This window comes from Pseudomonas sp. FP603, from assembly GCF_030687415.1.
GTDB lineage: Bacteria > Pseudomonadota > Gammaproteobacteria > Pseudomonadales > Pseudomonadaceae > Aquipseudomonas > Aquipseudomonas wuhanensis.
On sequence record NZ_CP117431.1, the window covers coordinates 4,601,770 to 4,614,326 of the forward strand.

Annotated in this window: 5 protein-coding genes and 6 pseudogenes; 7 read left to right on the plus strand and 4 right to left on the minus strand. The window is 60.4% G+C overall.

The features are described 5' to 3' along the window. Nucleotides 1–791 precede the first annotated feature (791 nt). From PSH65_RS21255 to PSH65_RS21265, 3 genes and pseudogenes are all read left to right on the plus strand, one after another. On the plus strand, nucleotides 792–1,298 hold the full coding sequence (locus PSH65_RS21255; protein ID WP_305422211.1) for a hypothetical protein: 507 nt from the start codon (nucleotides 792–794) through the stop codon (nucleotides 1,296–1,298). A 59-nt stretch (nucleotides 1,299–1,357) separates the two neighbouring features. Next, nucleotides 1,358–2,407 (plus strand): annotated as a pseudogene (locus PSH65_RS21260) (IS91 family transposase); the annotation flags it as partial. Between the two features lie 96 nt (nucleotides 2,408–2,503). Beyond that, nucleotides 2,504–2,922 (plus strand): annotated as a pseudogene (locus PSH65_RS21265) (IS30 family transposase); the annotation flags it as partial. Nucleotides 2,923–2,973: 51 nt separating this feature from the next. Here the strand turns inward: PSH65_RS21265 and PSH65_RS21270 are convergent. The 4 genes and pseudogenes from PSH65_RS21270 to PSH65_RS21285 all read right to left on the minus strand — a co-directional run. Further along, on the minus strand, nucleotides 2,974–3,678 hold the full coding sequence (locus PSH65_RS21270; RefSeq protein ID WP_305422213.1) for an IS6 family transposase: 705 nt from the start codon (nucleotides 3,676–3,678) through the stop codon (nucleotides 2,974–2,976). A gap of 73 nt (nucleotides 3,679–3,751) precedes the next feature. Next, nucleotides 3,752–4,797, minus strand: a pseudogene (locus PSH65_RS21275) (IS91 family transposase); the annotation flags it as partial. A gap of 54 nt (nucleotides 4,798–4,851) precedes the next feature. Beyond that, a complete protein-coding gene (locus PSH65_RS21280) occupies nucleotides 4,852–5,415 on the minus strand; it encodes a hypothetical protein (RefSeq protein ID WP_305422214.1) in 564 nt (187 codons plus the stop codon). 695 nt (nucleotides 5,416–6,110) lie between these two features. Next, nucleotides 6,111–7,175, minus strand: a pseudogene (locus PSH65_RS21285) (IS91 family transposase); the annotation flags it as partial. Nucleotides 7,176–7,326: 151 nt separating this feature from the next. Between PSH65_RS21285 and PSH65_RS21290 the strand changes: the two are divergent. From PSH65_RS21290 to PSH65_RS21305, 4 genes and pseudogenes are all read left to right on the plus strand, one after another. Further along, nucleotides 7,327–7,686, plus strand: a pseudogene (locus tag PSH65_RS21290) (transposase); the annotation flags it as partial. An 894-nt stretch (nucleotides 7,687–8,580) separates the two neighbouring features. Continuing rightward, nucleotides 8,581–9,219 (plus strand): hypothetical protein, encoded by a 639-nt coding sequence (locus PSH65_RS21295; RefSeq protein WP_305422216.1) that lies wholly within the window; start codon nucleotides 8,581–8,583, stop codon nucleotides 9,217–9,219. A gap of 95 nt (nucleotides 9,220–9,314) precedes the next feature. Next, nucleotides 9,315–10,474 (plus strand): annotated as a pseudogene (locus PSH65_RS21300) (IS91 family transposase). Between the two features lie 926 nt (nucleotides 10,475–11,400). Further along, nucleotides 11,401–12,438: a hypothetical protein gene (locus PSH65_RS21305; protein ID WP_305422218.1), complete on the plus strand. Its 1,038-nt coding sequence runs from the start codon at nucleotides 11,401–11,403 to the stop codon at nucleotides 12,436–12,438. Nucleotides 12,439–12,557: the final 119 nt, after the last annotated feature.

Consider the following 12,557-nt stretch of genomic DNA (forward strand, 5'->3'; position numbering starts at 1 on the left):
TCAGCTCATGACCTTGGTTAGGAATTATTGAATTTCCTATACATCAAGCAGACCATTAAGCACAGGGCGTTCCAGAAGAAAATCACTGGCGCAGTATCGCTTAAATCAGATTCGCGGAATTTGATGCGTCAGCCCTGCTCACCACCCGAGGACTCCGGCACTCTACACCCTCCGTCGATTGTCCCATGCCCTGGAACCCAACTCGCCCCCCAGACCACTCAAACATCCCTGCCCTATGCCTATGCCTATGCCTATGTCCGTAGGATTCGGTCTAACGATCTTACGCAGAAGCTGCCTGCTACTTATCCCATAAGGAGAAAAAAGTGCGCCCCCTTTCCCCACATTCTGCATACCTCGCCGCGTACCTGGCAGAAGAAAATACGACCGATATTTCGCAACGCACCACGATCATCAACGACCTCCGCACTCCTGGGGGCCAGAGAAACTTAGAAGCCGAGTATCCGCAATCGGATTTTAAACGAAGCGGTGGGCCAAAAGAGCCCGCAGCGTACACCGAACAGGACGTGAAACGGCACGTGGATCAGTACCAGGCAAGCCGAAACCTTGCTTCCGGGTCCTCGATGCAGTCAGCCCCCCCGCCCACCGAGTGGGAAGCACCGCGCAGGTCGGTTTCACCTGACTCAAGAACCTATCTGAGTAAAGTGTCGCTAGAGGCGTTCCGTCGCGACAACACACCGAAAATGCTGAATGATTTGAATTCGATGCGGGCTCAGCGCGGACTCCACAATGATTATACGCTCGATGACTTAAAACCCGTCATAGCAGGCAGATTGAGTAATGAGAAGGATGCGTATGAAGCAGCGCAACGGCTTCGTGCTTTGGATCAGGGAGAGAGTCGGTCGGGCTTCTCGGGGCCAGCCCTGCCATCGGGCAGCACGGTAAGCAGCGCACCCTACCAGGTGCCCTCCCTGTCCTCTCGGTCGGGGCCAACGTCCGAAGGCCAGCCGCCAAAACGGCGAGGTGCCACGGATAATCAGATCACCGCGCGCCTGCACAACGACGACGGGTCGTTGAGAACTCGCCGCGGCGTCGCCAGCGCCCTGCACGCCGCCGGATTGGGGGCAGATCAGGGGCGCATCGTGCCGGCGCTGCGGGCCGCCGGGGGGGCACGGCGTCTGCGCGGCGCCACGGATGCTCAGATCAACGCGCACCTGCACAACGACGACGGGTCGTTGAGAACTAAAAGGGCCGTCGCCAGCGCCCTGCAGGCCGCCGGATTGGGGGCAGATACATGGCGCATCACGGCCCGGCTGCAGGCCGCGCGTGGACCACAATAGTCTGGATGGCCCGCTGACGTGAGGGGGCACTGTCCTGGCCGCTCGACGCCACTCACTCCATAGCCCGTTCCAGCCGGTCCGCTGGCTTCAACCCCCGCCCTTTGAAAAACCTGTTCACGGCCAACGGCGGCTGGGCAGGGTTGCTGGAGGTCGGCGGTCTACGCGCCATCGAAGTGGAATCGGTGAGCAAAATGCTGGCCTGCGGCACTTCAATCCTGGGCGTGAAGCACTGCACCTGCGGCAATGAGTGTTGTCCGCATGTCAAATACCGGTGCAATACGTGCCATTGCCGGGCCTGTCCCTCGTGCGGCAAAAAGGCCACCGATCAGTGGATCGCTGTCCAACACAACCGCTTGCCTGACTGTGCCTGGTACCACCTGGTGTTTACGCTGCCCGACACGCTGTGGCCGTTGTTCTTTCACAACCGAGGCCTGCTCGATGCGCTGTGCCGGCTGGCCGCCGACAACCTGCTGTATGCCGCCAGGCGGCGAGGCTTGCGCGTCGGGCTGTTTGGCGCGCTCCACACCTACGGTCGGCGCCTCAACTGGCACCCTCACGTACACCTTTCGGCCAGCGCCGGCGGCCTGGATGAGCAGGGTGTCTGGAAAAACCTGTCATTTCACGAAAAGGCGATGCGCCAGCGTTGGATGTGGAATGTGCGCAATTATCTTTTGGGGCAGTGGGGTCAGATCACGCTACCACCAGAGCTGGCCCACATCACCTGCGAAAGCGACTGGCGCCGCCTGGTGCTCACTGCGGGCGGTCAGCACTGGCATATCTACCGGTCGAAGAAGACGGAAAACGGGCGAAAGACCGTGAATTACCTGGGCCGTTACCTGAAGAAGCCTCCGATCTCGGGCAGTCGCCTAGCGCATTACACATCGGGCGCGACGCTGAGCTTCACCTACCTGGATCACCGCACGCAGACCTATCAGCAGGAGTCGCTGAGCCAGGCCGACATGCTGCGCCGGGTGGTGCAGCACATTCCGGAGAAGCATTTCCGGATGATTCGGTATTTTGGTTTTCTGGCCAACCGGGTGTGTGGCCGACAGCTACCGCGCGTTTATGAAGCGCTGAAAATGGAGAAGCGGGGTAAAGCGCCAAAGGTCCCTGAATTCATAGAATAAGTGCAACGCTTGAAACGAGAGGCAGAGAGCCAGCCACCGGTAGAATCCAGGCTCTCACACCAAAGGATTCAAGCGCAGATGACCACGCCTTACCGGCAGCTGACTCAGGGCCAACGTTACCAGATTGAGGCAGGCCTGAGGGCCAAAGAGAGCCAAGCCAGCATCGCTAAACAGGTGGGCGTGCATCCTTCGACGATCAGCCGTGAGGTTCGCCGTAACAGCCCTGAAAAGATTTACCTGGCGGTTTGTGCGACCCATGAAAGTGATGCTCGGCGAGCCGGAGCGCGTAAGTTTTGCAAGCCGCTTACCTGGCTGAGCCACACTGGCGATATGGCAAGCATGGGATGAGCCCGGAACAGATTGCTCATCGGTTGAAGCAAGAGAGGCCGGATCAGACGGTCAGTCATGAGTGGATTTATCGGTTTATTGCTACCGACAAACGGGGCGGCGGCGAGCTGTATACGTATCTTCGGCACCGTCGAAAACGCTACCGTAAAGGCACTGTTGCAAATAGGATCCTGAGCAGTGGTTTGCTCTTCAAACAGGGCTCAGAGGCCGAAAAGCCTATTCACCAGGCGCACTTCGCCCTGGGGGTGCCCGTAATACCAGGACGCTGCCTGACCTTTGCGAAGGGCTCGCAGGGTTTCTATTCCTTTTATCGTTGCATACGCCGTTTTACGGGATTTGAAACCCAGCATGGGATTGATGATGCGCTTGAGTTTTCCATGATCGCACTCAATGGCGTTGTTCAGGTACTTCACCTGTCGCTGCTCCACGTCCGGAGGGCATTTGCCTTCCTGCTTCAGCCATACCAGCGCTTTGGCATAGGTGGGCGCCTTGTCGGTATTGATGACTTTAGGGATTTCCCACGCCTTCAGAGGCTTGAGCGTCTTGCGTAAAAACCGGTAGGCGGCTTGGGTGTTGCGACGGGGGGACAGGTAAAAATCGAGGGTATGGCCGCGGTTATCCGTGGCCCTGTACAGGTAAAACCATTTCCCCGAGACCTTGACATAGGTTTCATCGAGGCACCAGGAGCGCAAATCTGTAGGGTGATGCCAGTACCAACGCAGACGTTTTTCCATCTCCGGCGCGTAATGCTGAACCCAACGATAAATCGTGGTGTGGTCGACATTGACGCCGCGTTCGGCGAGCATCTCCTGCAGCTCACGGTAGCTGATGCCATATTTGCAATACCAGCGTACGGCCCAGAGAATAATGGGACCCTGAAAATGCCGACCATGGAAAGGGTTCATACGCGCCTCCTTCAGTCCAAGGTAGGCTTTAGCTTAACTCCACTATTTGCAACAGTGCCCCGTAGGCTGCCCTCTTGGGCGCTTTGCCGCGCGCCTCCATCTTCAACGCTTCGTAAACCCGTGGTAACTGCTGACCACACACCCGATTAGCCAGAAAACCAAAATACCGAATCATCCGAAAGTGCTTTTCCGGGATGTGCTGCACCACCCGGCGCAGCATGTCCGTCTGGCTCAGCGACTCCTCCTGGTAGGTCTGCGTGCGGTGATCCAGGTAGGTGAAGCTCAACGTCGCACTGGAGGTGTAATGCGCCAGGCGGCTGCCCGAGATCGGCGGTTTTTTCAGGTAACGGCCCAGGTAAATTCACCGTCTTTCGCCCGTTTGCCGTCCTCTTCGACACATAGACGTGCCAATGCTGGCCGCCGGCGTTGAGTATCAAGTGTCGCCAGTCATTTTCGCTTTGCAGGTGAGTGTTTTCGGGCGGTACCGTGAGGTGCTCCCATTGGCCCAGCAGGCACTGGCGCACATTCCACATCCAGCGCCGGCGCATCGCCTTTTCATGAAACGCCAGGTTTTTCCAGACGCCCTGCTCATCCAGGCCACCGGCGGTCGCCGAGAGGTGCACATGGGGACTCCAGTTGAGCCGCCGACCGTAGGTGTGGAGCGCGCCAAACAGCCCGATGCGCAAACCTCGCCGCCTGGCGGCGTACAACAGGTTGTCCGCCGCCAGGCGGCACAGCGCATCGAGCAGAGCACGGTTGTGAAAGAACACCGGCCACAGCGTGTCGGGCAGCGTAAACACCAGGTGGTACCAGGCGCAGTCGGGCAAGCGGTTGTGTTGGACGGCGATCCACTGATCGGTGGCTTTTTTGCCGCACGAAGGACAGGCCCGGCAGTGGCGGGTGTTGCACCGGTATTTGACGTGCGGGCAGTGCCCATTGCCGCAGGTGCAGTGCTTCACGCCCAGGATCGAGGTGCCGCTGGCCAGCATTTTGCTCACCGATTCCGCTTCGATGGCGTAGACCGCTGCCCTCCAGCAACCCTGCCCAGCCGCCGTTGGCCGTGAACAGGTTTTTCAAAGGGCGGGGTTTGAAGCCAGCGGACCGGCTGGAACGGGCTATGGAGTGGTGTCGAGCGGTTAGGACAGTGCCCCTCACGTCAGCGGGCCATCCAGACTATTGCGGTCCACGCGCGGCCTGCAGCGGGGCATCGATGCGCACGACACCTGCCCCCAATCCGGCGGCGTGCAGGGCGCTGGCGACGTCGCTCCGAGTTCTCAACGACCCGTCGTCGTTGTGCAGGTGCGCGTTGATCTGAGCATCCGTGGCGCCGCGCAGACGCCGTGCCCCCCCGGCGGCCTGCAGCCGGGCCGTGATGCGCTTGGCACCTGCCCCCAATCCGGCGGCGCGCAGGGCGCTGATGACGTCCTTGTGAGTTCTCAACGACCCGTCGTCGTTGTGCAGGTGCGCGGTGATCTGATTATCCGTGGCACCTCGCCGTTTTGGCGGCTGGCCTTCGGACGCTGCCCCCGACCGAGAGGACAGGGAGGGCGCCTGGTAGGGTGCGCTGCTTACCGCATGAGCGGGCCGGTTCCGGCTAGGCCCGGGAACGCCTGTTGAGGTGCCGGCCGAGCCGTCGTGGGAAAAGACCATGGACTGGGTACTGACCGAAGCGCCCGACGGCAGCGGTGCACCGGAAAAGTTCTGAGTACTGCTTTTTGTAATCAGGGCCTGGGTCAACTGACCCCGTGAGGATTGCGCGGCCAGTTGGCTGGGAGATGGCTGTTGCCCGCTGGCAGAGGACGCTTCCGCGTGTGCCGAGGCAGGCGGAGGGCCGGGCAGGTTTACGGATATAGCTCCCGAAAGGTCACGCAAATTAGCGCTAACGATCGTATTGGGATTGATCGTTTAATCGCGTGTTGATGGTTAACTCGGCCCTGGTTAAATTGGCAATGCTCATAGGATTGCCACCCACTGGTGGGCTGACCGACGCCTGATAGGTAGCCTCCATACCGCTGGTAGATTGAAGCCGAAAAGAGTCGTCCTGTAGAGCGTTGCGTACCAGCGATGCAACACGTTGATGATCGAGGTTGGGCTGGGTTACAACCTGATCTAAAGCCAGGCCCGCATTGAGGCTCAATCGGGAAAGAGAAATTCTACCGGGATGGACAGGCTGAGCCTGAGAGCCCGACGCTTCTGGGGGGTGAGCGGAATTGACTGATGCGGTGTAGTGCTGGGAAGGGCTACCTGATCGGAGGGGATCCATGGTGGTCTGGGCCTGTTCTGAGTGATTGAATCGGCCGCACGAAACGACCTGGATCCGAGTAGGTGGTCACAAGGGCTTAGGGGGTTCCGAAGGCGGGCGGGGGAACACGCGGGCCAGGCAACATGGCTGTGAAGTGGGCACGGACCCATTTGCAGCCGTAGGCTGCCCTCTTGGGCGCTTTGCCGCGCGCCTCCATCTTCAACGCTTCGTAAACCCGTGGTAACTGCTGACCACACACCCGATTAGCCAGAAAACCAAAATACCGAATCATCCGAAAGTGCTTTTCCGGGATGTGCTGCACCACCCGGCGCAGCATGTCCGTCTGGCTCAGCGACTCCTCCTGGTAGGTCTGCGTGCGGTGATCCAGGTAGGTGAAGCTCAACGTCGCACTGGAGGTGTAATGCGCCAGGCGGCTGCCCGAGATCGGCGGTTTTTTCAGGTAACGGCCCAGGTAAATTCACCGTCTTTCGCCCGTTTGCCGTCCTCTTCGACACATAGACGTGCCAATGCTGGCCGCCGGCGTTGAGTATCAAGTGTCGCCAGTCATTTTCGCTTTGCAGGTGAGTGTTTTCGGGCGGTACCGTGAGGTGCTCCCATTGGCCCAGCAGGCACTGGCGCACATTCCACATCCAACGTCGACGCAGGGCGGATTTGTGAAACGACAGATTTTCCCAGGCACCGCCTTCATCGATCCCTCCCGAGGTGGCAGAGACATGGATGTGCGGATGCCAGTTAAGCCGTCGGCCATAGGTATGGATCGCGCAAAACACCCCGATATCCAATCCTCGGGATCGGGCGGCATACTGCAAATTGTCGACGGCCAGGCGGCACAGGGCATCGAGTAAATGACGGTTATGAAAAAACAGTGGCCACAGGGTGTCGGGCAGCGTGAACACCAGGTGTTGCCAGGCACAATCGGGCAAGCGGTGGTGTTGGACGGCCATCCACTGATCGGTGGCTTTTTTGCCACAGGATGGACAGGCCCGGCAGTGACAGGTGTTGCACAGGTATTTGACGTGAGGGCAGTTGTCGTTACCGCAGGTGTAGTGCTTTACACCCAGGATCGGGTGGCGCAGGCGAGCATTTTGGTGATCGACTCGACTTCGATATCGCGCAGGCCACCCTCATCCAGAAGGTTGGCCCAGCATTGGTTAGCGGTGAACAGATTTTTTAGCGGCCGGGGTTTGTAGGCAGGAATCATCTGAAGCAGAAGCGTTGGGTAGGTGGGCTTTATGATGATCGATTACAGCTGCCATGACAAAGCGCAGCCCCGTGGTAGCTCTGATGGGCAACTCGGTTTTCCTGATGCTATGCGATAGCAAGAACGGGCGATTTGCAGCCGCAGGCTGCCTAGTTCTTTAAATTCCGTTTTCTGAAGCGACCCCAAGTACCTCTACCGCGCCGTCGACAAGCACGGCAAGACCGTCGATTTCCTGCTGACGGCAAAGCGCGACATGGCTGCGGCCAGGCGCTTCTTCGACAAGGCCATTAAAGCGAACGGCGAGCCGGATAAGGTCGCGATGGACAAGAGCGGCGCTAAAAAGGCCGCAATCGATGCGATCAACACCGCTCGCAACGTGCTCATTCTGGTGCGCCAGGTTAAATACCTCAACAACATCGTCGAGCAGGACCATCGCGCCATCAAGCGGGTGACCAGGCCGATGCTCAACTTCAAATCGTTCCGGTGCGCCAACTGCGTGCTCGCCGGAATCGAACTGATTCACATGATCCGCAAGGGCCAGTTCGCTATTGATGGCACCGACGCAAGTAAGCCGACAACACGGCCCGGTGCTACGGATGAGCAAATCAACGCGCACCTGCATAACGACGACGGATCGTTAAGAACTCGCAGCGACGTCGCCAGCGCCCTGCACGCCGTCGGATTGGGGGCAGGTGCCAAGCGCATCGCGGCCCAGCTGCAGGCCGCGCGTGGACCGCAATAATCTAGATAACCCACTTGCGTCCAATTATTTTTAATCATTTTACGTTTGCTAAGCCACTCACAAGACGTAGACATGCGTCTTGTGCGTGAGTTCTTAGACTAGCTCTACGTATTTGGACACCCCCAGCACTTCGCAGGAACAACTATATGCACCCCCTATCGCCTTACTCACCCAGTTACGTTTACCCTATGCCGGACATGGAACAATCTCGTAACTTGCCACAAAATGCACCGTCACAAGCGACCCACACGGGCGCACGCCCTGCGGCAAATAGGGATATCTCTCAGGAAATTGCGCAGCTAGAAGGACAAAGAGCGTCCCTGGCCAACATGGACGGCGCAGTTTGATCGGCAGATTGATAACCTGAAGCGTCAGCTGCCAAACGACCGGTGCCAGGTGAGGATGCAGGCTTCCATTCCAATGTACTGATCTGAATCAACCCTTGCGATGGCCGCCCCCTCGGCAAGCCAGGCAACGAGGGCGAGCTCTTCCACATGCGGGGGTAAAAAGCGAAGGCTCCCTGCCTCGACATATGGTCAACCATCCTCTGTCTTAAGCGGACAACAACCATCGATTTCCAGCTATCAAGCCGCGCAATCTTCACGGGGCCAGCGGGCACCAGCCACGATGGGGCAAAACAATCCTCGGAATTCAGGTCCGCTGCTGCCGTCGAGTGCCTCGGTCAGTACACGGGGCATGGCCTTTTCCCACGATGGCTCGGCCGGCACCTCAACAGGCGTTCCCGGGCCTAGCCGGAACCAGCCCGCTCATGCGGTAAGCAGCGCACCCTACCAGGTGCCCTCCCTGTCCTCTCGGTCGGGGGCAGCGTCCGAAGGCCAGCCGCCAAAACGGCGAGGCGCCACGGATAATCAGATCACCGCGCACCTGCACAACGACGACGGGTCGTTGAGAACTCACAGGGACGTCATCAGCGCCCTGCAGGCCGCCGGATTGGGGGCAGGTGTCGCGCGCATCGCGGCCCAGCTGCAGGCCGCCGGGTCGGCACGGCGTCTGCGAAGCGCCACGGATGAGCAGATCAACGCGCACCTGCGCAACGACGACGGGGCGTTGAGAACTCACAGGGGCGTCGCCAGCGCCCTGCACGCCGCCGGATTGGGGGCACGTAACGCGCGCATCGATGCCCCGCTGCGGGCCGCCGGGGCGGCACGGCTCCGGTCCAGCGCCACGGATGCTCAGATCAACGCGCACCTGCGCAACGACGACGGGGCGTTGAGAGGTCGTGACCAAGTCGCCAGCGCCCTGCGCGCCGCCGGACTGGGGGCAAGTAGGGCGCGCATCGATGCCCTGCTGCAGGCCGCGCGTGGACCACAATAGTCTGGATGGCCCGCTGACGTGAGGGGCACTGTCCTAACCGCTCGACGCCACTCCATAGCCCGTTCCAGCCGGTCCGCTGGCTTCAAACCCCGCCTTTGAAAAACCTGTTCACGGCCAACGGCGGCTGGCCAGGGTTGCTGGAGGGCAGCGGTCTACGCCATCGAAGTGGAATCGGTGAGCAAAATGCTGGCCAGCGGCACCTCGATCCTGGGCGTGAAGCACTGCACCTGCGGCAGTGGGCACTGCCCGCACGTCAAATACCGGTGCAACACCTGCCACTGCCGAGCCTGTCCTTCGTGCGGCAAAAAAGCCACCGATCAGTGGATGGCCGTTCAACACAACCGCTTGCCCGACTGCGCCTGGTACCACCTGGTGTTTACGCTGCCCGACACGCTGTGGCCGCTGTTCTTTCACAACCGTGCTCTGCTCGATGCGCTGTGCCGCCTGGCGGCGGACAACCTGTTGTATGCCGCCAGGCGGCGAGGTTTGCGCATCGGGCTGTTTGGCGCGCTCCACACCTACGGTCGCGGCTAACTGGCCCCACGTGCACCTCTCGGCGACGCGGTGGCCTGGATGGCAGGGCGTCTGGAAAAACCTGGCGTTTCATGAAAAGGCGATGCGCCGGCGCTGGATGTGGAATGTGCGCAACTACCTCTTGGAGCAATGGGGCCAGCTCGTGTTGCCGCCGGAATTAGCGCACATCACCTGCGAAAGCGACTGGCGCCGCCTGGTGCTCACTGCGGGCGGCCAACACTGGCACATCTACCGGTCGAAGAAGACGGAAAACGGGCGAAAGACCGTGAATTACCTGGGCCGTTACCTGAAGAAGCCTCCGATCTCGGGCAGTCGCCTAGCGCATTACACATCGGGCGCGACGCTGAGCTTCACCTACCTGGATCACCGCACGCAGACCTATCAGCAGGAGTCGCTGAGCCAGGCCGACATGCTGCGCCGGGTGGTGCAGCACATCCCGCAGAAGCATTTCCGGATGATCCGCTATTTCGGCTTTCTGGCCAACCGGGTGTGTGGGAAATACCTGCCGCAGGTATACGAAGCCCTGAAGATGGCAAAGCCGGGGCCGACGCCAAAGCTGTATTTCGCACAGATGGCGAAAGCGTTTTTAAATGTCGATCCGTTCAGCTGCGTGCTGTGCGGCGCGCGGATGGTGTACACGGCGGCGATCAGTGGGCTGACAGTGAAGGGGCTGGTTACCCATGCCCACGCGATCGCGCGGATGAGGTATGTGCGGGCTTGATGCGGGAGAGGTGCGTCCGAAATCTGGAAAAGGTAGAGAAAAGTCGCTTTCGGCCCCTTTTTCGACGCGGGCGATGGGTGAAAAACATTTTTCCCTGACATCGACGCCACGTTGGAAAAGTTTCGATGATGCCTTTTCAGCTCATGACCTTGGTTAGGAATTATTGAATTTCCTATACATCAAGCAGACCATTAAGCACAGGGCGTTCCAGAAGAAAATCACTGGCGCAGTATCGCTTAAATCAGATTCGCGGAATTTGATGCGTAAGCCCTGCTCACCACCCGAGGACTCCGGCACTCTACACCCTCCGTCGATTGTCCCATGCCCTGGAACCCAACTCGCCCCCCGACCACTCAAACATCCCTGCCCTATGCCTATGCCTATGCCTATGTCCGTAGGATTCGGTCTAACGATCTTACGCAGAAGCTGCCTGCTACTTATCCCATAAGGAGAAAAAAGTGCGCCCCCTTTCCCCACATTCTGCATACCTCGCCGCGTACCTGGCAGAAGAAAATACGACCGATATTTCGCAACGCACCACGATCATCAACGACCTCCGCACTCCTGGGGGCCAGAGAAACTTAGAAGCCGAGTATCCGCAATCGGATTTTAAACGAAGCGGTGGGCCAAAAGAGCCCGCAGCGTACACCGAACAGGACGTGAAACGGCACGTGGATCAGTACCAGGCAAGCCGAAACCTTGCTTCCGGGTCCTCGATGCAGTCAGCCCCCCCGCCCACCGAGTGGGAAGCACCGCGCAGGTCGGTTTCACCTGACTCAAGAACCTATCTGAGTAAAGTGTCGCTAGAGGCGTTCCGTCGCGACAACACACCGAAAATGCTGAATGATTTGAATTCGATGCGGGCTCAGCGCGGACTCCACAATGATTATACGCTCGATGACTTAAAACCCGTCATAGCAGGCAGATTGAGTAATGAGAAGGATGCGTATGAAGCAGCGCAACGGCTTCGTGCTTTGGATCAGGGAGAGAGTCGGTCGGGCTTCTCGGGGCCAGCCCTGCCATCGGGCAGCACGGTAAGCAGCGCACCCTACCAGGTGCCCTCCCTGTCCTCTCGGTCGGGGCCAACGTCCGAAGGCCAGCCGCCAAAACGGCGAGGTGCCACGGATAATCAGATCACCGCGCGCCTGCACAACGACGACGGGTCGTTGAGAACTCACAGCGGCGTCGCCAGCGCCCTGCAGGCCGCCGGATTGGGGGCAAGTAACGCGCGCATCGATGCCCCTCTGCAGGCCGCCGGGGGGACACGGCGTCTGCGAGGCGCCACGGATGCTCAGATCAACGCGCGCCTGCACAACGACGACGGGTCGTTGAGAACTCGCAGCGGCGTCGCCAGCGCCCTGCAGGCCGCCGGATTGGGGGCAGGTGTCACGCGCATCGCGGCCCAGCTGCAGGCCGCCGGATTGGGGGCAGGTGTCGCGCGCATCACGGCCCAGCTGGCCGCCGGGGGGGCTCGGCTCCGGCCCGGCGCCACGGATGCTCAGATCGACGCGCACCTGCACAACGACGACGGGTCGTTGAGAACTCGGAGCGGCGTCGCCAGCGCCCTGCGCGCCGCCGGATTGGGAGCAAGTAGCGCGCGCATCGATGCCCAGCTGCAGGCCGCCGGGGGGGCTCGGCTCCGGCCCGGCGCCACGGATGCTCAGATCGACGCGCACCTGCACAACGACGACGGGTCGTTGAGAACTCACAGCGGCGTCGCCAGCGCCCTGCAGGCCGCCGGATTGGGGGCAAGTACGATGCGCATCGCGGCGGCGCTGCGGGCCGCCGGGGGGGCACGGCTCCTGCGCGGCGCCACGGATGCTCAGATCAACGCGCACCTGCACAACGACGACGGGTCGTTGAGAACTCGCAGCGACGTCGCCAGCGCCCTGCACGCCGCCGGATTGGGGGCAGGTGTCGTGCGCATCGATGCCCAGCTGCAGGCCGCGCGTGGACCGCAATAGTCTGGATGGCCCGCTGACGTGAGGGGCACTGTCCTAACCGCTCGACGCCACTCCATAGCCCGTTCCAGCCGGTCCGCTGGCTTCAAACCCCGCCTTTGAAAAACCTGTTCACGGCCAAC